Genomic DNA, 20,315 nt, shown 5'->3' on the forward strand with positions numbered 1-20,315 from the left:
GACATTGCCCGCGTCCGTCTTCAACGCCGCGTAGTCCAGCTCCAACTGCGCCAGATCACCGGTGAACTGAGGAATCTGCTCCGGCTTGATCACGCCTTGCCCGCCCCCGGCATGTCCAGCTTCGGCGCCTTCAGCGTGTTGCGCTGCGCCTCCGCCGCCATCTCCTGATCACCGTTCAGATACGCCGTGGTGGCGTCGACCACGCCCTGCAACGACTTACCCGCCCGGGCCGCCACGAACTGCAGATCCTTCGACGCGCGCTCCGCGTACTGCGACAACGCCAGAGCGACCAGACCGCCCTGCGCCTTCTCACCACCCTCACCGCCACCCTCGGCGGAAATGGTGCCCGCACTCGAAGCCGCCGACGTCAGATTCTCACCGAACGACTTCCCGTACTTCTCGAAACCCGACGCGGTCTCCCCCGTCGTCTTCAGCACACCCGAAATACCCTGCGGCTTCAGATCCCACCCGGGCACCACAAACCCCCGTACCTAGCCCACAAACCAGCCACCAGCCTCGGCCACAGGCCTCAGCCGATGTTGTCCACCGCAGCCTTCGCCCGCTGCAACGTCGACTGCGCCGTCCCGTCGTTCTTCTCCAACGTCGACTTCAGCAACTGGATGATGTTCCGCACCTCCTGCGAAGCGTTGTTCCAGCGCTGCTCCTTGCCGTGATACTCATCCGCCACACCATCAGCCGTGAAATCAGCCATCGCCGCCTTCACCTGCCGATCACGCGCACCGATGACCTCCTCCAGACGCCCGATCACCGTCTGAATATTGGCCTGCGCATCCGTCGACGCACCCACGTCATACGAACGACGATCCGAACCAGCAGCCATCACACACCACTCCCCGTGAAAATTAACGAACCGGACAAAGCCGCCCAGACAGCCAGGCAGGCTCCAGACAGGCCAGACGGCAACGCCTCAGCGGAAACGCGCCCCGTCGAAGTTCGCCGCCGCCATCTGCTGACGCGCGTTGTCACCCTGCTCCTGATCACCCGAGCTGAACGCCGTCTCCATACCCGACTGACCACCCAGGATCGCCGACAACGAACCGTTCAACGCCGACGTGATCTCATCCGCACGCGCCTTGAACTGGTCGAACATCGCCCGGCCCGTGCCGTTGAACTTCCCCTCCAACGGCTGCGCCGCCTGCACCAACTGCCGGATCAACGTACCGAGATCATCACTCGAACCCCGCGAATCACGCATCAACGACGACAGCGTCTGCGCACCCATGTCGAACTTCATGCAGAACTCGCCTCCCCCATCTCGTGTCCTGGTTGTCGCACCGTACTCGTCCCATCTCTACCAACTCCCCGATCGCTCACGCAATCGGGAGCGAACGGCAGTTACAGAGGCGGCACAAAGCCATGACCGGCCACCCGCCCGGGCGGTCAGCGGGCGGCGGAGTGGGCCGTCGGGCCTTCGCGGCAGATCAGCAGGAGTGCGCGGTCGTCGTTGACGTCCTTCGCGACCGCCTCGATGAGGTGCCAGGCGGCGCCCTGGAAGCCGCCGCCGACGTAGCGGTCGGCCTCGCCGGTGAGGCGGTCGATGCCCTCGACGATGTCGCGGTCGGAGGTCTCCACCAGGCCGTCGGTGAAGAGCATCAGCACGTCACCCGCCCGGAGCGAGCCCTTCACGGGGTCGAACTGGGCGCCGTCGTACACGCCCAGCAGCGGGCCGTCGGCCGCCTTCTCCTCCCAGCGGCCGCTGCCCGCGCTGAGCTGGAGCCCGGGCGGATGGCCCGCGGAGTACAGCTCGTAGTCACCGGTGTCGAGGTCGAGGACGAGGTGGATGGAGGTGGCGAAGCCCTCCTGCCAGTCCTGACGGAGCAGATAGCCGTTGGCGGCGGGGAGGAAGGCGTGCGGGGGCAGGCTGCCGAGGAGCCCGCCGAAGGCGCCCGACAGCAGCAGGGCACGCGAGCCGGCGTCCATGCCCTTGCCGGAGACGTCCGTCAGGACGACCTCCAGGGTGCGGCCGCCGTTCGTACGGGCCGCGACCACGAAGTCGCCCGAGAAGGACTGGCCGCCCGCCGGGCGCAGGGCCATCTCACTGTGCCAGCCCTGCGGCAGCCCGGGCAGCTTGCTCTGGACCCGGATGCGTTCGCGCAGGTCGAACAGCATGGTGCCGCCGCGCCGCCAGGGCACCCCGACGCGGCTGCGGAACTGGGCGATGAGCAGGCCGAAGAAGCCGCACGCGGCGACGACGAGGACGACCCCGGGCGTCACCCGGGACGGGCCTTGCGTGTAGGGGCCGAGCTGTATCGACTCGACGATCAGGGCCGTGGCGGCCGCGGCGTACAGGCCGAGCAGGCTGGCCGGGCGCAGCAGCAGGCCACCGGCGACGATGGGCAGGACCAGTACGACCGGTGAGCACCACACCGAGTTGGCGAGCGTACCGGCGGTGATCAGGGGAATGGTGAGCAGCAGGCCTGCCAGCGCGACCCAGTCGGAGCCGTCGCCGCGGAAGTAGTCGACGGCGCTTCTGCGCAGGGCTACGCGGACCCGGTGCCATCGCATCTTCAACCGGGCCGTGAACGTCTCGGCCGCCGTGCGCCGCTCTCGTCCTGCTGCCATCAGTTCGGGACCCTATCCATCGGACCAGCCGCTCGGCACGGGAGGTCCCACTTGTCCCCCGTCCGAGGCTCGACTCCACAGTGAACTTCACGGAAAGCCCGCTCGCCGCCGTCCTGGCGAAGTCGGGGAAAATTCCCTCGCCGGTCCCGCGGTGCCCTGGTAGGCATGGCCCCATGGCAACTGACTTCCCCGCCGGACCGGCCACCGGGCCGCGGGTGCTGCGACCGGACGACTGGGATTCCTGGTACGACACTCTGATCCGTGCCTTCGGCGGGGTGCCGGAGTCTCCCGAGGAGCGGGAGCTGTGGAACGCGCTCACGGAGTTCGACCGTTCGCTGGGCGTCTGGGAGGACGGCACGTGCGTGGGGACGGCCGGGGCGTTCTCGTTCCGGCTGACCGTCCCCGGCGGGGCCTTGGTGCCCACCGCGGGCGTGACGATGGTCGGGGTGGCGGCCACGCACCGTCGCCGGGGCGTGCTGACGTCCATGATGCGGCGGCAGTTGGACGACGTACGGTCCTGGGGGGAGCCGCTGGCGGTGCTCACCGCGTCCGAGCCGGCGATCTACGGCCGGTTCGGGTACGCCGCCGCGACCTTCGGGCTCAGTGCGGAGATCGACACCGGGCGGGTACGGCTGTCGGTGCCGGCCGGCGCCGATGACGTACGGCTGCTGTACGCGTCGCCCGCCGACGTCCTCGACGTGTGTGAGGACGTCTACGCCCGCCTGGTGCCGTCGCGGCCCGGGATGCTGGCGCGGCGGCCCGGGTGGGAGCGGCTGGGGGTGCTCGATCCCGAGAGCGAGCGGGACGGGGCGTCGCCCCTGCAGTGCGTCGTCGCCGGGCGGGGCGGCGAGGTCGCCGGGTACGCGCGGTTCCGGGTCAAGCTCGGGTGGGGGGAGGCCGGGCACAACGGCACGGTGGTGCTGGAGGACCTGGCGGCCCTCGATCCGGAGACGGAGGGCGCGCTGTGGCGGTTCCTGTTCGGGATCGACCTGACGACGACCCTGTCGTTGCGGGGACGGCCTGCCGACGACGCGTGGCAGTACCAGGTGTCCGACATCCGGCGGTGCCGGGCGCGGTCCCGGGACGCGCTGTACGTGCGGCTGGTCGACCTCGGGGCCGCGCTGGAGGCCCGTACGTATCAGGCGCCGGTGGACGTCGTGTTCGAGGTGGAGGACGACTTCTGCCCCTGGAACGCGGGACGTTGGCGGCTGTCAGGCGACGCGAAGGGCGCTTCGTGCGCAAGGACCACCGAAGCGGCCGACCTCGCCCTGTCCGTGCGGGAGCTGGGGGCGGTGTATCTCGGCGGGGTGAGCCTCGGCGCGCTGGCGGCGGCCGGACGGGTACGGGAGCTCCGGGCCGGTGCGCTGACCGAGGCGGCGGTGGGATTCGGGAGCACCGTGACGCCCTGGATGCCGCACGGATTCTGAGGGGGCCGGCAGGCCCGGGTCAGCCGCGCTGGCAGGCAGGGCACCAGAAGAGGTTGCGGGCGGCGAGGCCGGCGGTGCGGATCTCGCCGCCACAGATGTGGCAGGGCTGCTGGGCCCGGCGGTAGACGTAGACCTCGCCGCCGTGGTCGTCGACGCGAGGCGGGCGGCCCATGGCCTCGGGGGTGTGCTCGGGGCGGACGGTGTCGATGCGGTTGTTGCGCACGCCCTCGCGCATGAGCTCGACGAGGTCGCTCCAGATCGCGTCCCACTCGGTGGGCGTGATGTCCTTTCCCGGGCGGTACGGGTCGATCCGGTGCCGGAAGAGGACCTCCGCGCGGTAGACGTTGCCGACGCCGGCGACGACCTTCTGGTCCATGAGCAGGGCGGCGACGGTGCTGCGGCTGCGTGAGATCCGCCGGTAGGCGGCGCCGGGGTCGGCGTCGTCGCGGAGCGGGTCGGGCCCGAGGCGGTCGTGTATCGCCCGCTTCTCCTGGCCGGTGATCAGGGCGCAGGTGGTCGGGCCGCGCAGGTCGACGTACCCGGTGTCGCCGGCGAGCCGCAGGCGCACGGTGCCGGTGGGCGGCGGGGCGGGCGCGTCACCGAAGGCGACCTTGCCGAACAGCCCCAGGTGGATGTGGACCCAGTCGGCGTCGCGGAAGCGCAGGAAGAGGTGCTTGCCGTGGGCCTCGGTCGCGGTCAGGACGGCCCCGTCCAGGAGGTCCGCGGCGTCGGAGAACTTGCCCTGAGGACTGGTGACCCGGGGGGCCGTGCCGGAGAAGCGGGCGGCGTAGTCCTGCGCCAGCCGGTGAATCGTGTGCCCCTCTGGCACGGTCCCTGCTTCCTTCCGGCCCCCCGGGGGCGGTGTCGGTACGGCCGCCTCAGTCCTGCTGCGGGTGGTGCGCCGGGATCGGCGGCAGCTCGCGCGTGGTCTCGTACGCGGCCAGCATCTCGATGCGGCGGACGTGACGCTCCTCGTCCGTGAACGGCGTGTGCAGGAACGTCTCGGCGAACTTCGTCGCCTCGTCCAGCGAGTGCATCCGGGCGCCGATGGCGACCACGTTGGCGTTGTTGTGCTGGCGGCCGAGCGACGCCGTCTCCTCGCTCCAGGCCAGTGCCGCACGGACGCCCTTGACCTTGTTCGCGGCGATCTGCTCACCGTTGCCGGACCCGCCGATGACGATGCCGAGGGCGTCGGGGTCGGCGGCGGTGCGCTCCGCGGCGCGGAGGCAGAACGGCGGGTAGTCGTCCTGGGCGTCGTAGATGTGGGGGCCGCAGTCGACGGGGTCGTGGCCGGCCGCCTTGAGCCACTCGACGAGGTGGTTCTTCAGTTCGTAGCCGGCATGGTCGGAGCCGAGGTACACGCGCATGGGACGAGTGTGACATGCGCCGTGCGGGGCAGCAGGGCCGGGTGGCTGGGCCGAAAAATGTGAGTAACGCCACCGAACCTCAGGAAAACCTCAAGTAACGATCCGGAATCAAAGGTTCAAGAATCCATTCACCTCAGATTCACTGGTCCGACTCGTACGCCACCCGTACGGGGAATTGCTCACGCGGCGCAAAGGAAATCCGTCCCATGACTTCGCAGCCGACCCTGACGAAGGCCGGAAGCGGCCCCGGAGACCACGGTGGAACCGGCGATCCCGGTTCAGGTCTCCAGGCAGGGCTCAAGAACCGCCATCTGTCGATGATCGCCATCGGCGGTGTCATCGGCGCCGGCCTCTTCGTGGGGTCCTCCTCCGGTATCGCCACCGCCGGACCCGGCATCCTCCTCTCCTACGCTCTCGTCGGCACGCTCGTGGTGCTGGTCATGCGCATGCTCGGTGAGATGTCGGCCGCCAACCCGACCTCGGGTTCGTTCTCCGCGCACGCCGACCGGGCGCTCGGCAGCTGGGCCGGGTTCTCCATCGGCTGGCTGTACTGGTTCTTCTGGGTCGTCGTGCTGGCGGTCGAGGCGACCGCCGGAGCGGTGATCCTGGAGGGGTGGATCCCGGCCGTGCCGCAGTGGGCCTGGGCCCTGATCGTGATGGTGGTGCTGACCGCCACCAACCTCGTCTCCGTCGGGTCCTACGGCGAGTTCGAGTTCTGGTTCGCGGGGATCAAGGTCGTGGCCATCGCCGCGTTCATCGTCATCGGCGGCCTGGCCGTCTTCGGCCTGCTGCCGGGCGTGGACAGCGAGCAGGCCGGGCTGGCGAACCTGACCGAGCACGGCGGCTTCCTGCCCAACGGGCCGGGCGCGATCCTCACCGGTGTGCTGCTCGTCGTCTTCTCCTTCATGGGCAGCGAGATCGCCACCCTGGCCGCCGGCGAGTCGGAGAACCCGCAGCAGGCCGTCACCAAGGCCACCAACAGCATCATCTGGCGCGTGGCCGTCTTCTACCTCGGCTCGATCTTCGTCGTGGTGTCCCTGCTCCCGTGGGACAGCAAGTCCATCGCCGAGGACGGCTCCTACGTCGCCGCGCTGAACTCCCTCGGCATCCCGCAGGCCGGTCAGATCATGAACTTCATCGTGCTGACCTCGGTGCTGTCCTGCCTCAACTCCGGCCTCTACACCGCCTCCCGCATGGCCTTCTCGCTCGGCCGGCGCGGTGACGCGCCGAAGTCCTTCGCGCGGACGACCGGCCGGGGTGTGCCGCGGACGGCGATCCTCGTCTCCGTCGTCTTCGGCTTCGTGGCCGTCTTCTTCAACTACAAGTTCCCGGACTCGGTCTTCCTCTTCCTGGTCAACTCCTCCGGTGCCGTCGCCCTGTTCGTCTGGCTGGTGATCTGCTTCTCCCAGCTGCGGATGCGGAAGATCATCGAGCGGGAGGCGCCCGAGAAGCTGGTCGTGCGGATGTGGCTGTACCCGTATCTGACCTGGGCGACCGCCGCACTGATCGTCTTCGTGCTCGGCTACATGCTGACCGACACCGAGCACGACGGACGCAGGACGGTGCTGCTGTCGCTGCTCGTCGCGGCCCTGGTGCTCGCGGTCGCCGTGGTCCGGCAGCGGATCGGCAGGCGCGGGACCACCGAGTCCGCCGCGCGGCCCGCCGACGTGCGCGACTAGGCACACCCCCCCCTGCGAGAGCTTCACGCCGCTGTGCCCTCACAGCGGCGTGAAGCTCTTCTTCACGTCTTCGTAGATCGCCAGCGCCCTGTCCTCTGCCGCCGGCTGGTACCACGTGTTGATCTGGTAGGACTTCCCCCTCGCGTCGAAGCCCAGCAGCCGGGCGTGCCAGGGGACGCCGTCCAGCGTGAAGGTGTACTCCCAGACCACCGCCGGGTGGCCGCGGAACGTCGTCTCCGCCAGCCGGATCTTGCGGTAGTCCCGCCCTTGGTGGGCGTTGCGTTCCGAGGTGCGCCAGCTCTCCATGAGGTTCCCCCGGGCCAGGGACGACTTGGCGACCAGTTCCTGGGTGCCCTCGGGAGAGGTGTAGTGCACCTCCGCGCCCGTCTTCACATCCCGCCGCCAGCCTTCGGGCGTCACCCACGCGTACCCGCCGGCCTCCTCGCGGGCGCCCGGGGGCAGGCCCGGCGGCCGGGAGGTGCCGGCGACGGTGGGCGAGGCGGAGCCGGAGGCCGGGGCACCGGCCGGCGACGACGCCGGGGGCCTGCCGTCCGCCCGGGCGCCGTCCGGTGTCTTCCCCGTCGCCGCCCAGACGATCCCGGCCACCGCCGCGGCCACGAGGACACCGGCCGCGGCGGCCACCGCGGTCCGTCCCGTCCGGCGCCCGGCGGGCACCGGCGGCCCGCTCCCGGGCGGTACGTCCGCGGTTCCGGGGGCCGGACGCCGCTCGGTCACCGCCTGTGCCCGCGAAAGGGAGACACCGCCGCCCGGCCGGGCCCGTTCGGGGGGTGACTTCACGAGCGCCGGCGTCGGCCGCTCCCGCACCGGCGGCGGCTCCGCCACCGGCGGGGCCGGTGCGGGCTCCGCCGACGCCACCCCGCGCAGCGCCGCCGCCAACTCCTCCAGCCCCGGCCGGGCCTGCGGCTCCTTCCGCAGCAGCGCGCCCAGCACTTCCCTCAGCGGCCCGGCGGACGCCGGGAGTCCGGGCTCCTCGTACAGCACCGCGTGCAGGGTCGCCAGCGTCGTGTTCCGTGCGAACGGGGACTGCCCGGCCAGGGCCGCCGACAGCGTCGCCCCGAGCGACCAGATGTCCGACGGCGGCCCCTGCGGACGCCCGGAGATCCGCTCGGGGGCCATGTAGTCGGGCGAGCCGACCAGCATCCCGGCCATGGTCAGCGCCTTGGCGTCCTGGATCGCCGCGATGCCGAAGTCGGTGAGCACCACCCGCCGGCCGGCCCTGTCGACCAGGACGTTCCCCGGCTTGATGTCCCGGTGCAGCACTCCGCGCGCGTGCACCTCGCGCAGTGCCTCCACCAGCCCCAGCCCGATCCGCGCCGCCTCACCCGGCCCGAGCGGCCCGTCCTCGGCCATGATCCGTTCCAGGGAGCGCCCGGCCACCAACTCCATGACGATCCACAGGCGTTCGCCTTCATCGACGACGTCGTAGACCCGCACCACATGGGGATGGTCGATCCGCGCGGTGGCCCGGGCCTCGCGCAGGGTGCGTTCGCGGCGGGTGCGGGCGTCCTCGGCGTCGAGGCCGTCGATGCGCATTTCCTTGACGGCGACCGGCCGGTCGAGCATTTCGTCGGCGGCTCGCCACACCCGCCCCATTCCCCCCTGCCCGATGCTTTCGGCCAACCGATAGCGCCCTGCCACCAGCAGACCTGGAACACCGGAACTTCGCGTATTCCCCGGCAATTCGCCGCACCCCCCTCAACGAAGCCTCAACAGCCACACGTCAGGCCGTAACAGCATAGTGCGGAGAAATCTTGTGGTACCTCTTCAAGTACTGCGAATTCAGGCGCAGGCAAGGGGGACGAACATGCGTTCAACTCGAATGGGGACCATCACCGGATCACTGGTGGCGGCATCTTTCTCGGCCGTGCTGGTCCTTTCCGGCACGGCCGGGGCGGACGACCAGGGGCCCGGAAGCGGCAAGGGGGGAAAGGCCGTCGACAAGGCGCCCGCCGGGGTGGAACTGACCACGCTGCTGCCCGAGAAGATCTCGGTCCACAACGATTCGAAGGAAACGGCGATCACCGCCACCGTAAAGAACGGGGGGACGAAGGACAGCGGTCCGATCAGGCTTCTGGTCGTCGGTTTCGACGGGCTGACGGTCACGAATGTCAAAGGCTGCTCCGCCATACCGGAAGGCGATCTGCCGGAAGGTTCGAACAGCGGCTTCGCCTGTTCGCTGGACGATCTGGCGGCGGGCGCGTCGAAGTCGTACGGCATCGACGCGACCTACGACCTGAGCAGGACCGGAAAGATCTGTCTGCCCGTCCAGAACAGCGACGGAAGCAAGACGTTCTGGCAGCAGGGCCCCGTCCCGTTCGGTACGGCGAACCCGTCCCCGAACGCCCCGGCCACCCCCCTGCTGCTCGGCACCGACAACAAGCCGGTGGCCCCGGGCGGCGACGAGCTGCCCAGGACCGGTCCCGGCCGTGACGTCCTGCCGCTGGGCGCGGCCGGCCTCACGCTGGTCGCGGCGGGCGCCGCGGGAGTGTGGTGGACCCGGCGGCGACCGGCGTAGCGGCGGCGCGGGAAACGCGGAGGGCCGGGGTGGCGTCGCCGCGCCACCCCGGCCCTCCGCGGGATCGCCCAGGGGTCAGCGCCTGCCGACGAGCTTCCACGCCGCCGGCAGCAGGCCCATCGCCAGCGCCGCCTTCAGCGCGTCCCCGATAAGGAACGGCGTGAGGCCGGCCGCGATCGCGGCGGAGGCGGACATGCCGGTGGCGAAGGCCAGGTACGGGACGCCGACGGCGTAGATGAGGGCCTCGCCCAGGAGCATCGCGCCCGCCGTCCGCCACGGGGAGCGGTCGGCGCCCCTGCGGGCCAGCGCGCCGACGACCGTGGCGGCCAGCACCAGGCCGATGACGTAGCCGAAGGACGGGGCGGCCGCGCCGGAGCCGCCCTCCGCGAACCACGGCACACCGGCGACGCCGGCGAGCACGTACAGGGCGAGGGAGAGGAAGCCGCGTCCGGCGCCGAGGGCGGTGCCGACGAGCAGCGCGGCGAAGGTCTGCCCGGTGACCGGGACCGGGGTGCCCGGGACCGGCACGGCGAGCTGGGCGGCGAGGCCGGTGAGCACGGCGCCGCCGACGACGAGCGCGACGTCGCGGACGCGGGAGGAGGGCAGCAGGTCGGCGAGGACCTGGCCCGGGCGGGCGGGGGCGGCGGCAGCGGTGCTCATGGGGACTCCGCGAGTGAGGGCGGTTCGGGACACCGTGACGCTAACCCAGGGCCCTGGGGCCGACCACCGTCATCGCCCGACAAAGGGGCAGGCGTGGCCGTGGTTGGCTCCTTACAAAGAGTGCTGATTACACGTGAACCGGCGTGATACCGGTCACTGAGGTGGAGACGTGTGGCTCACGCGGAAGGCGTGGGACGAGCTCTGTAGGGTCTCGCCAATTGGGCGGGCAGGGGAGAACACCGACGCGGCCTTTACACTCCGTGTGATTGTCCCCCTTATCCCCTCACCTACTGGACGAGCCGCGCCCATGTCCCGCACCACCCCTGTAGAGGCCCCGCCCAAGGCGGACGCGTCCCTGTCCCACGGACTCAAGCAGCGCCACCTGTCGATGATCGCCCTCGGTGGCGTGATCGGCGCCGGGCTGTTCGTCGGCTCGGGCGCGGGCATCGCCGCCGCCGGCCCGTCGATCGTCGTCGCCTACGTCATCTCCGGTCTTCTGGTGATGCTGGTGATGCGGATGCTGGGCGAGATGTCGGCCGCGTATCCGTCGTCGGGGTCGTTCTCCGCGCATGCCGAGCGGGCGATCGGCCCGTGGGCCGGGTTCACCGCGGGCTGGGCGTTCTGGGTGCTGCTGTGCACGGCCGTCGGCCTGGAGGGCATCGGTGCCGCGAAGATCGTCAGCGGCTGGCTGCCGGGCACGCCGGAGTGGGCGTGGGTGGCGCTGTTCATGCTGGTGTTCTGCGGCGCGAACCTCGCGGCCGTGAAGAACTTCGGCGAGTTCGAGTTCTGGTTCGCCGCGCTGAAGGTCGGCGCGATCTCGCTGTTCCTGGTGCTCGGCGTGCTGGCGATCGCGGGTGTCCTGCCCGGCACCGACTCCCCCGGCGCGAGCAATCTGACGGACTTCATGCCGGGCGGCGGCGAGGGTCTGGTGATCGGCCTGCTCGCCTCGGTGTTCGCCTACGGGGGCCTGGAGACGGTCACCATCGCGGCGGCCGAGTCGGAGGATCCGGTGAAGGGCGTGGCGAGCGCGGTCCGTACGGCGATGTGGCGTATCGCGCTGTTCTACATCGGCTCGATGGCGGTCGTCGTCACCCTCGTCCCCTGGGACTCGAAGGAGGTCGTCGAGAGCGGCCCGTACGTCGCCACCCTGGACCAGCTCGGCATCCCGGGGGCCGGTCAGCTGATGAACGTGGTCGTGCTGGTCGCGCTGCTGAGCGCGATGAACGCCAACATCTACGGCGCCTCGCGGATCGGCTACTCGCTGGTGCGCCGCGGCCAGGGACCCAAGGCGCTGGGCCGGGTCTCGGGCGGGGTGCCGCGGATCGCGGTGCTCGCGTCCTGCGTCTTCGGCTTCGTCTGCGTGGTGCTCAGCTACTGGCGCCCCGACGACGTCTTCCCGTGGCTGCTGAACATGATCGGCGCGGTGATCCTGGTCGTCTGGATCTTCATCGCCGTCTCACAGCTGCGGCTGCGCCGCCGGCTGGAGCGGGAGGCGCCGCAGAAGCTGGTCGTGCGCATGTGGGCGTTCCCGGTGCTGACCTGGGTGGCGCTGGCGGGCATGGCGGGGATCTTCGTCCTGATGGCCCGGGAGCCGGACACGCGGGTGCAGTTGTACTCGACGGGCGCCATGACCCTCGTCCTGGCGGCCGTCGGCTACGCCTGGCAGCGGGCGCGCGCCAAGCGCTGACGCCACCCGCGTCCCCCGAAAGGCCCCCACGTTCACGCATGGGGGCCTTCTTCTTGCTAGGTTGTAGTTGCAAGCTCATTGCAATAAGAGGTCGGAGGGGACCCCGCATGCCCGTCTACACGCTGCCTGAACTGCCGTACGACTACTCGGCGCTCGCCCCCGTGATCAGCCCCGAGATCATCGAGCTGCACCACGACAAGCACCACGCGGCGTACGTGAAGGGTGCCAACGACACCCTGGAGCAACTCGCCGAGGCGCGGGACAAGGAGTCCTGGGGCTCCATCAACGGCCTGGAGAAGAACCTGGCCTTCCACCTCTCCGGGCACATCCTGCACTCCATCTACTGGCACAACATGACCGGTGACGGTGGCGGCGAGCCCCTCGACAAGGACGGCGTCGGCGAGCTGGCGGGCGCGATCGCCGAGTCCTTCGGCTCCTTCGCGAACTTCAAGGCGCAGCTGTCCAAGGCGGCGGCCACGACGCAGGGCTCGGGCTGGGGCGTCCTCGCCTACGAGCCGCTGAGCGGCCGGCTGATCGTCGAGCAGGTCTACGACCACCAGGGCAACGTCGGCCAGGGCGCGACCCCGATCCTGGTCTTCGACGCCTGGGAGCACGCCTTCTACCTGCAGTACAAGAACCAGAAGGTCGACTTCATCGAGGCCATGTGGCAGGTCGTGAACTGGCAGGACGTGGCCAGGCGCTACGAGGCCGCCAAGTCCCGCGCGGATGTCCTGCTGCTGGCTCCCTGAGCACCACCCCTGATCGTCCTGCCTCGTGATCGTCTTCTCACCTTTCACGCCGGCAGGCGGAGTAAAGAAGGCCCCCGCGAGGACGTGACTCTCGGGGGCCTTCCCCTGTCCGGGCGCCGGATGCCCCCGCGCGCCGGTCCGCGGGGGCTACCGGTGGGCGGGGTTCCGGGTCATGGTGGCGGCATGCCGATGGAGAGGACGATGCCCTGCTACACGTGCGGGACGGATCAGCCGCACCGGCAGGTCAAGGACGACCGTGAACGCACTGTGGTCCGAGAGCTCCAGGGGCTCGCGCCCCATGCCTATGTGGACCACTACTGGATCTGCGTCAGCACCGAGCGGGACTGCCGCAACATCCGCACCGGCCATGTGTGGAGGCCCCTGCGTCCGCCGCGCAAGATGCCGGCCGAGCCCGAGGACCCGCAGGACCATTAGAGGTTGCTGAAGTCGGGGCCCTTGGTGCGGGTGCGCTTGATCTCGTAGAAGCCCGGGACCGAGGCCACGGCGAGGGTGCCGTCCCAGAGGCGGGCGGCCTCCTCGCCCTGGGGGGCGGGGGTGACGACCGGGCCGAAGAAGGCGACCTCCTCGCCGCCGGGGCCGGGTACCGAGATGACGGGCGTGCCGACCTCCTGGCCGACCTTGTCGATGCCCTCCTGGTGGGAGGCGCGCAGCTGGGGCTCGTAGGGGGTGGCGTCCCAGTGCTCCATGAGGGTGTCCGGCAGGCCCACCTCCTTCAGGGCGGCGGCGACCGCCTCCTTCTCGGGGCCCTGGCCCTCGTTGTGGATGCGGGTGCCGAGCGCGGTGTAGAGGTCGCCGAGCACCTGGGAGCCGTGCTCCTGCTGCGCCGCGGCGACGACCCGTACCGGTCCCCACGCCTTGGTGGCGAGCATCTCGCGGTACTCCTCGGGGAGTTCGTCCAGCTTGTCCTCGTTCAGCACCGCGAGGCTCATCAGGTGCCAGCGGACCTCGATGTCACGGACCTTCTCCACCTCCAGCACCCAGCGGGAGGTCATCCAGGCCCAGGGGCACAGCGGGTCGAACCAGAAGTCGACGGGGGTCTTGTCCGACATGTCTCTCCTCATGAGGAAGCGAATCTCCCGGGGGAACGTCCGCAGCAACGCCGCCACGCGTCCCCCCATTCCCGGCTGCCCCCGGTCAGCAGCACATGGCAGGATCGGTCCTGATCAGCAGTGTCCGAAGAACCGAGGGAGTGCCGCCCGTGCCCGGTGAGAATCTGTCCCGTGACGAGGCCCGGGAGCGGGCCGCCCTGCTGTCCGTCGACGGGTACGACGTGGCCCTCGACGTGCGCTCCGCGATCGGCGAGGCGTCCGGGGACGGGCCACGGACCTTCCGCTCGGTCACCACGATCAGGTTCCGCTGCGCCGAGCCGGGCGCGGCGAGCTTCGCGGACCTGATCGCGCCGCACGTCACCGCGGTCTCGCTGAACGGCCGCGACCTCGACCCCAGCGAGGTCTTCGACGGCTCCCGGATCCTGCTGGAGGACCTCGCCGCCGACAACGAGCTGATCGTCGACGCGCTGTGCGCCTACTCCCGTACCGGCGAGGGCCTGCACCGGTTCGTCGACCCCGAGGACGGCGAGGTGTACCTGTACACCCAGTACGAGCCGGCCGACGCCCGCCGGGTCTTCGCCAACTTCGAGCAGCCCGACCTCAAGGCACCCTTCCGCTTCGAGATGCGCGCACCGGAAGGATGGACGGCGTGGAGCAACGGGGCCGGGCAACTCACCGACGGGGTCTGGCGGTTCGCCGAGACCAAGCCGATCGCCACGTACATCACCTGTGTGATCGCGGGCCCGTACCATTACGTCACCGACTCCTACACCCGCAAGCTCGGCGACGGCTCGGCACTGGAGATCCCGCTCGGCGCGCTGTGCCGCAAGGGCCTCGCGCCCTACTTCGACACCGACGAGATCTTCCGGATCACCAAGCAGGGCCTGGACTTCTTCCACGACCACTTCGACTACCCGTACCCGTTCGGGAAGTACGACCAGGCCTTCGTGCCCGAGTACAACCTCGGCGGGATGGAGAACCCGGGCCTGGTGACCTTCCAGGAGGAGTACCTCTTCCGCGGGAAGGTCACGCAGACCTCGTACGAGCACCGCGCCACGGTGATCCTGCACGAGATGGCGCACATGTGGTTCGGCGACCTGGTCACCATGCAGTGGTGGGACGACCTGTGGCTGAAGGAGTCGTTCGCCGACTTCATGGGCTCCTTCTCGCTGGTCCGCGCCACCCGCTTCACCGACGGCTGGATCGCCTTCGCCAACCGCCGCAAGTCCTGGGCCTACCGCGCCGACCAGCTCCCCTCGACGCATCCCGTCACCGCCGACATCCGCGACCTGCAGGACGCGAAGCTGAACTTCGACGGCATCACCTACGCCAAGGGCGCGAGCGTCCTCAAGCAGCTCGTGGCGTACGTCGGCGAGGAGGCGTTCCTGGAGGGCGCGCGGCGCTACTTCAAGCGGCACGCGTACGGCAACACGCGCCTCGGCGACCTGCTGTCGGTGCTGGAGGAGACCAGCGGGCGGGACATGGGCGCCTGGGCGCGGTCCTGGCTTCAGACGGCCGGCGTCAACTCGCTCACCCCGCAGGTGCTGCTGGACCCGCGGGGCCGCGTCGAGGAGCTGGCGGTGGTGCAGGATGCGCCCGAGTCGCACCCCGAGCTGCGCCCGCACCGGGTGCGGATCGGCCTGTACCGGCGCACGGCGGACGGGGCGCTGGAGCGGTACGCCGTCCAGGAGGCGGACGTCGACGGGCCGCGCACCGTGGTGACGGGGCTGGCCGGCGCCGAGGCGCCGGAGCTGGTGCTGGTCAACGACGACGACCTCACGTACTGCAAGATCCGCTTCGACGAGACCTCGCTGGCCGCCCTCAAGGACTCGCTGGGCGGACTGACCGATCCGCTGGCCCGCGCCCTGTGCTGGTCGGCGCTGTGGAACATGACCCGGGACGCGCTGCTGCCGGCGCGGGACTTCGCCGACCTGGTGCTGCGGTTCGCGGGGCGCGAGTCGGACATCGGCGTGCTCCAGATGCTGCACGCCTGGGCGGAGTCGGCGCTGATCCACTACGCCGCGCCGCAGTGGCGTTCCACCGGCCAGGAGCTGCTCGCGCAGGGTGCGCTGCGTGAGCTGCGGGCGGCCGGGCCGGGCAGCGAGCAGCAGCTGGCCTGGGCGCGGTTCTTCGCGTCGGTGGCGTCCGGCGCGGACCACCTGAGTCTGCTGACGGGGCTGCTGGAGGGCACGGAGCGGATCGACGGGCTGGAGGTGGACCAGGAGCTGCGCTGGGCGTTTCTGGAACCGCTCGCCGCGCACGGGGCCGCCGGCGAGGAGGCGCTGGCGGCGGAGCTGGCCCGGGACGACACCGCGTCCGGCAGGCGCCGTCAGGTCCGCTGCCTCGCCGCCCGCCCCTCGGCGGCGGTCAAGGCACAGGCGTGGGCGCAGGTCGTGGAGTCGGACGCGCTGTCCAACGCGCTGGTGGAGGCGACGATCGCGGGCTTCGGCCAGCCCTCCCAGCGGGAGTTGCTCGCGCCGTACGCCGAGAAGTACTTCGCGGCCATCGAGCGGGTGTGGCAGGAGCGGTCGATCCAGATCGCCATGCACGTGGTGCGCGGCATGTTCCCGGCGCTGCGCGCGGACGAGGAGACGCTGGCGGCTGCGGACTCCTGGCTGGCCGCGCACGAGGGTGCCGCCCCGGCCCTGCGCCGGCTGGTCCTGGAGGCCCGTGACGACCTGGCACGGGGTCTGCGCGGACAGGCATGTGACGCGGCAGCGGGTGACTGACCAGCAGCTTTGGCCTGAGCTTGGGCCGTAGGTCACCGTTACGAAATTCAGGCAACAACAACCGTAACCCCTGGTCCACACCCGAACGGACCAGGGGTTTTCGCCGCCCTCTCGGCATCCGAACACGCGTCCTTTAGGGCGAGCTTGTCCGGGTTTGTCGACGGGCGTGTAACAGCGGTTAAACGGCGGACCGGGCGCGGGAATCTCCGGGTCATGAACCACAACACCCCGCTCTCCCCCCGCCCCCTGCATCACCTGTCCGACGGCCGGCGCCGGGTCATGACGGCCGCTCAGCTGCGGATGCACGGCGTATCGGCAGCCGAGACGAACGGGCAGTGCAAGCCCGGCGGTTCCTGGCAGGAGCTCCTCCCGGGCGTCTACCTGCTCCACCCCGGCCCGCCCACCAGCGAGGAGCGGCTGCACGCGGTGCTGATGTACACGGCCCGGGAGCCCTCCCCCGGCGTGCCGGCCCAGCCCGGCGCCGACGACGAGCAGCGTCCGCCGTACCCCGACGCGATGATCACCGGCCTCGCCGCGCTGAACCTGCACGGCTTCTCCGCCGTCCCGCCGCTGCTCTCCCTGGACCGCGTCGACGTACTGGTCCCCCGGATGCGGCGACTGCGCTCGACCGGATGCGCCCGCGTGCTGCGCACCCCCGCACTGCCCACGCCGCAGTACCGCACGGGCCTGCCGGTCGCACCGGTGCCGCGGGCGCTCGCCGACGCGGTGGCCGACCTCGCCGACGCGGGCGCGGTACGGCGGCTGCTCACCGAGGCGGTGCGCGGCGGCCACTGCGAACCGGCCGCGGTCGTCAGGGAGTTGAACGAGGCCAGGCTGCTGAGCCGCCCGCACGTCGTGGACGCCGTGGACTCGCTGCTGGCGGAGGGGCGGGCGATCGCGGAGGACCGGCTGTACCGGATGGTCCGCGAGTACGGCCTGCCCGACCCGGTGTGGAACGTCGACCTGCGCCTGCCCGGCGGCCCGCACCTCGGGGGCCTGGACGCCTACTGGCCGGAGCACGCCGTGGCGCTGGAGCTGGACACCCGGGCGCCCCGGCAGGGCGACCGGCAGGAGAACGACGCCCTGTGGTCGGAGTACGCCCGCAAGCGTGAGCACCTGGAGCGACTGGGCATCACGGTCGTGTACATCACGCCCAAGAAGCTGCGGGAGGCGATGGAGCAGCAGGCGACGGTCGTGCGCACGGCGCTGATGGCGTCGGCGGACCGGGACCCGGCGGCGTATGTGGTGGTGCTGCCCCGGTAACGATGGACCGGGGCCGGCATCAGGAGGGGAGAGGAGGGGCCGTCCGGCGGTGACGCCGGACGGCCCCTCCTCATGTCGGGGCGTGCCAGGGCGGGTCAGGACACCTCAGGACTTCAGGACGCGTTCCGCGGCCGGCGGTCGCCGCAGAACTCCGCCTCGATCACCGCGTCGCTGTCGCCCGCCCAGTCGCCGTTGAAGTTGAGGGCGAGGGAGTGGCGGGCGTCGGGGGTGGTGACGGCCTCGGACGAGGAGCCGTGTATGCCGCCGCCGTGCCCCCAGACGTGGACTCCGCAGGACAGCTTCCGGTCCATCAGGCCGAGCCCGTAGGCGGCGTCGGGGGCGCCGTCGATCGGGACCGTCGTCTTCATCGCCCTCAGCTGCCGTGATGGCAGCAGCTCGCCGCCGAGCAGCGCCCGGTAGAAGCGGTTGAGGTCCGCCGAGTCGGAGATCATCTCGCCGGCCGCGTACGCCATGGAGGGGTTGAGCCTCGTGACGTCGTACGTCGGTCCGGTCGCCGTCTCCGCCAGCTTGCTGTACGCGCGGCTGCTGGGCTGCGGGACGGCGGCCCGGGTGCCGGGCACCGAGGTGGCGTGCAGGTGCAGGGGCTCGATGATCCGGTCGCGGATCTCCGCGCCGTAGGGACGGCCGGTCGCCTTCTCGATCACCATTCCGGCGAGGACGTAGTTGGTGTTGGAGTAGCTCCAGGACGTGCCCGGCGGGAACTCCGGCTTGTGGGCCATCGCGACCGCCAGCAGTTCGGAGGGTTCGTTCGTGTCGTAGCGGTGCGCGAGGAAGCCGTCCTTCAGGAAGTAGGTGCGGCCGAACTCCTCGTCCGAGGTGTAGTCGTAGATGCCGCTGGTGTGGTTGAGCAGCCGGCGGAGGGTGATCCTGCGACCGTCGTGGCCGTTGCCCCGTACCGCGCCCGGCAGCCACTGCTCCACCTTGTCGTCCAGTGACAGCCGGCCCTCCGCCTCCAGCTGGAGCAGCGCCGTCGCCACGAACGTCTTGGTGATGCTGCCCACCCGGTAGTGGTCGGCCGCCGAACGCGGCTGCCCGGTGCGGAGGTTGCCCACGCCCTCGGTCGCCCGCCAGGTGCCGTGCGCGTCCTTCGCGGTCGCCGTGACGCCGGGCACGCCGTCCCGCACGGCGGCCCGCAGCGCCTCGCGGGTCGCGTCATGGCCGCCGGTGGGGGTCGCCAGGGCCGCGCCGGCCAGGGCGGCCGACAGTGCCACGGCCGTCGCCGCCACCAGGGTCACTCGTACGCTCATGTCATCCCCCATCTGATCCCCTCGGATCCATTTCGGATCACAACACAGTCGGAGGAAGAAACCATGAGCACCGCGTGAAGGTTGCCGGAGGGCGTCCCGGTTGAGCGGGTTTCAGCCCTTTCTCACACGAAGGCCGCGAGGGCGGTGCGGCGGGCGGCGCGGCCGGGCCTGGGGGCGGCGGGCTCGTCGCGGACGACGCGGCTCCAGCCGGGGCCGTCGCCGAGCCGGCGAAAACCCGGACCCGTGCGGGGAGCGGCGACACCGGCGAGGGTGGTGCCGCGCGTGCGGGGGGCGAGCGGCGGGGGCGGCGCCTGGCGGGAGGGGGCGTTGTGCGCCTCGTCACCGGCCGCGGCGGCGGGTGCGGCCTCGCTGCCGGTGGGGCGCAGGGCGTGGCCGACGCCGGCGGAGAGGGACACCGCTCCGGCCGCGGCCAGGAGGCTCCGGCGGTGCACCGCCCGCCCGGAAGCGGCGGATTCGGCGGATGCCGCGGAGCTGGCGTCAGAGCGTGTGCGCGGCATGCGCGGATCTCCCCGAGTGCGACGCGTCGGCCATGGTCGCGGACGCTCGCCGGGCGCCGATCCCCCGCTCGCTTCGGATCGTTGGCAGCGGGAATGGCCTGTGCGTGAACGAGGCGGCAACGGGTGGCGCCGATCGCCGTACGTCGATCTTGGACCACCCCGCGCGCCGACGGCCGCTCGCCGCCCGGCCGGGGGACGCTCACCGGGAGTTCATCCGGCGGCGTGCCGACTCCCCTACGCCAGGTCGACGCGTCCCGCGGCCGGGCGTTCGCGCCACAGCCGCAGGCCCAGGTCGACCAGGCCGATGCGCCGGAGGGCGGGCACGGCGTCGAGTTCGTGCCAGGCGGCCATGTCGGTGGAGCCGCCGATCTCGTGGCGCAGTTCGCCGCCGACCACGGTCCCCTCGTACACCAGGCGTACGCCGTGGTGGTCGGTCGCCGGACGCCAGCGGCGGCCGGGGAAGGTGCGGTGGAGGGAGTGGACGCCGAGGATGCCGGTGACCTCGATGCGGTAGCCGGTCTCCTCGCGCACCTCCCGGCGGACGGTGTCGTAGGGATCCTCGCCGTGCTCCATGCCACCGCCGGGCAGCACCCACTCGGGGGTGCCGTCGGGGGCGGGCGAGCGGGCGAGCAGCACCTGGTCGTCGCGGACGCATATGGCGTAGGCCGCCACCCTCAACTTCTTGCGCACGAGGGGACGTTATCCCGTCGCATCAGGAATGCCACCCACCACCCGAAATGTTCCGCTCATCCCCCTGTGCCCACCCCTGTACATCGGGG

19 protein-coding genes and 1 pseudogene are annotated in these 20,315 nt (G+C 71.1%); 8 read left to right on the forward strand and 12 right to left on the reverse strand.

The window, feature by feature from the left end; all coding sequences use genetic code 11:
• Positions 1-89: 89 nt before the first annotated feature.
• The 4 genes from ACIHCM_RS32020 to ACIHCM_RS32035 all read right to left on the reverse strand — a co-directional run bounded on the left by ACIHCM_RS32020 (position 90) and on the right by ACIHCM_RS32035 (position 2,583).
• Positions 90-479, reverse strand: coding sequence for a DUF6507 family protein (locus ACIHCM_RS32020; RefSeq protein WP_399903626.1), 390 nt, complete (start codon positions 477-479; stop codon positions 90-92).
• A 50-nt stretch (positions 480-529) separates the two neighbouring features.
• Entirely contained in the window at positions 530-841 is a 312-nt protein-coding gene (locus tag ACIHCM_RS32025) for a pore-forming ESAT-6 family protein (protein ID WP_399903628.1), read from the reverse strand.
• Between the two features lie 87 nt (positions 842-928).
• On the reverse strand, positions 929-1,255 hold the full coding sequence (locus tag ACIHCM_RS32030) for a hypothetical protein (RefSeq protein WP_393104950.1): 327 nt from the start codon (positions 1,253-1,255) through the stop codon (positions 929-931).
• Between the two features lie 146 nt (positions 1,256-1,401).
• Positions 1,402-2,583, reverse strand: coding sequence for a PP2C family protein-serine/threonine phosphatase (locus ACIHCM_RS32035; RefSeq protein ID WP_399903631.1), 1,182 nt, complete (start codon positions 2,581-2,583; stop codon positions 1,402-1,404).
• A gap of 173 nt (positions 2,584-2,756) precedes the next feature.
• Between ACIHCM_RS32035 and ACIHCM_RS32040 the strand changes: the two genes are divergently transcribed.
• On the forward strand, positions 2,757-4,010 hold the full coding sequence (locus ACIHCM_RS32040) for a GNAT family N-acetyltransferase (protein ID WP_399903634.1): 1,254 nt from the start codon (positions 2,757-2,759) through the stop codon (positions 4,008-4,010).
• 19 nt (positions 4,011-4,029) lie between these two features.
• Here the strand turns inward: ACIHCM_RS32040 and ACIHCM_RS32045 are convergent, their stop codons facing one another.
• Both ACIHCM_RS32045 and ACIHCM_RS32050 read right to left on the reverse strand, forming a co-directional pair.
• Positions 4,030-4,839, reverse strand: coding sequence for an Fpg/Nei family DNA glycosylase (locus ACIHCM_RS32045; RefSeq protein WP_399903636.1), 810 nt, complete (start codon positions 4,837-4,839; stop codon positions 4,030-4,032).
• A gap of 49 nt (positions 4,840-4,888) precedes the next feature.
• Positions 4,889-5,377, reverse strand: coding sequence for a ribose-5-phosphate isomerase (locus ACIHCM_RS32050; RefSeq protein WP_399903639.1), 489 nt, complete (start codon positions 5,375-5,377; stop codon positions 4,889-4,891).
• 206 nt (positions 5,378-5,583) lie between these two features.
• On the opposite strand from ACIHCM_RS32050, the gene ACIHCM_RS32055 reads away from it, so the two are divergent.
• On the forward strand, positions 5,584-7,056 hold the full coding sequence (locus ACIHCM_RS32055) for an amino acid permease (protein ID WP_399903642.1): 1,473 nt from the start codon (positions 5,584-5,586) through the stop codon (positions 7,054-7,056).
• Between the two features lie 39 nt (positions 7,057-7,095).
• On the opposite strand, the gene ACIHCM_RS32060 is transcribed toward ACIHCM_RS32055, so the two are convergent.
• Positions 7,096-8,697 carry a protein kinase gene (locus ACIHCM_RS32060; protein ID WP_399903645.1) on the reverse strand — a complete coding sequence of 534 codons (1,602 nt, stop codon included), beginning with the start codon at positions 8,695-8,697 and terminating at the stop codon, positions 7,096-7,098.
• 184 nt (positions 8,698-8,881) lie between these two features.
• Here ACIHCM_RS32060 and ACIHCM_RS32065 point away from each other — a divergent pair, with 184 nt between their 5' ends.
• A complete protein-coding gene (locus tag ACIHCM_RS32065; RefSeq protein ID WP_399903647.1) occupies positions 8,882-9,592 on the forward strand; it encodes an LPXTG cell wall anchor domain-containing protein in 711 nt (236 codons plus the stop codon).
• Between the two features lie 75 nt (positions 9,593-9,667).
• On the opposite strand, the gene ACIHCM_RS32070 is transcribed toward ACIHCM_RS32065, so the two are convergent.
• The gene (locus ACIHCM_RS32070; protein WP_399903650.1) at positions 9,668-10,252 is read right to left on the reverse strand and encodes a biotin transporter BioY; all 585 of its coding nucleotides are present in this window, start codon (positions 10,250-10,252) and stop codon (positions 9,668-9,670) included.
• A 307-nt stretch (positions 10,253-10,559) separates the two neighbouring features.
• Between ACIHCM_RS32070 and ACIHCM_RS32075 the strand changes: the two genes are divergently transcribed.
• The 3 genes from ACIHCM_RS32075 (at position 10,560) to ACIHCM_RS32085 (ending at position 13,123) form a co-directional block, all read left to right on the forward strand.
• A complete protein-coding gene (locus tag ACIHCM_RS32075) occupies positions 10,560-11,939 on the forward strand; it encodes an amino acid permease (protein ID WP_399903653.1) in 1,380 nt (459 codons plus the stop codon).
• Between the two features lie 107 nt (positions 11,940-12,046).
• Positions 12,047-12,688: a superoxide dismutase gene (locus ACIHCM_RS32080; protein WP_399903656.1), complete on the forward strand. Its 642-nt coding sequence runs from the start codon at positions 12,047-12,049 to the stop codon at positions 12,686-12,688.
• Positions 12,689-12,889: 201 nt separating this feature from the next.
• Positions 12,890-13,123, forward strand: a complete 234-nt coding sequence (locus ACIHCM_RS32085; RefSeq protein WP_399903659.1) for a hypothetical protein — start codon at positions 12,890-12,892, stop codon at positions 13,121-13,123.
• Here the strand turns inward: ACIHCM_RS32085 and ACIHCM_RS32090 are convergent.
• On the reverse strand, positions 13,120-13,758 hold the full coding sequence (locus ACIHCM_RS32090) for a DsbA family protein (protein ID WP_399903662.1): 639 nt from the start codon (positions 13,756-13,758) through the stop codon (positions 13,120-13,122). The genes ACIHCM_RS32085 and ACIHCM_RS32090 overlap by 4 nt on opposite strands.
• A gap of 149 nt (positions 13,759-13,907) precedes the next feature.
• On the opposite strand from ACIHCM_RS32090, the gene pepN reads away from it, so the two are divergent.
• Both pepN and ACIHCM_RS32100 read left to right on the forward strand, forming a co-directional pair.
• Positions 13,908-16,487, forward strand: coding sequence for an aminopeptidase N (pepN, locus tag ACIHCM_RS32095; RefSeq protein ID WP_399903665.1), 2,580 nt, complete (start codon positions 13,908-13,910; stop codon positions 16,485-16,487).
• Between the two features lie 213 nt (positions 16,488-16,700).
• Positions 16,701-17,750, forward strand: a complete 1,050-nt coding sequence (locus tag ACIHCM_RS32100) for a hypothetical protein (protein ID WP_399903668.1) — start codon at positions 16,701-16,703, stop codon at positions 17,748-17,750.
• Positions 17,751-17,863: 113 nt separating this feature from the next.
• On the opposite strand, the gene ACIHCM_RS32105 is transcribed toward ACIHCM_RS32100, so the two are convergent.
• From ACIHCM_RS32105 to ACIHCM_RS32115, 3 genes and pseudogenes are all read right to left on the reverse strand, one after another.
• Entirely contained in the window at positions 17,864-19,018 is a 1,155-nt protein-coding gene (locus ACIHCM_RS32105; RefSeq protein WP_399903670.1) for a serine hydrolase domain-containing protein, read from the reverse strand.
• 125 nt (positions 19,019-19,143) lie between these two features.
• Positions 19,144-19,536: pseudogene (locus ACIHCM_RS32110) on the reverse strand (TIGR03767 family metallophosphoesterase); the annotation flags it as partial.
• Positions 19,537-19,770: 234 nt separating this feature from the next.
• A complete protein-coding gene (locus ACIHCM_RS32115) occupies positions 19,771-20,226 on the reverse strand; it encodes an NUDIX hydrolase (protein WP_399903673.1) in 456 nt (151 codons plus the stop codon).
• Positions 20,227-20,315: the final 89 nt, after the last annotated feature.

Source organism: Streptomyces sp. NPDC052023 (assembly GCF_044548465.1).
In the GTDB taxonomy this organism is placed as follows: domain Bacteria; phylum Actinomycetota; class Actinomycetes; order Streptomycetales; family Streptomycetaceae; genus Streptomyces.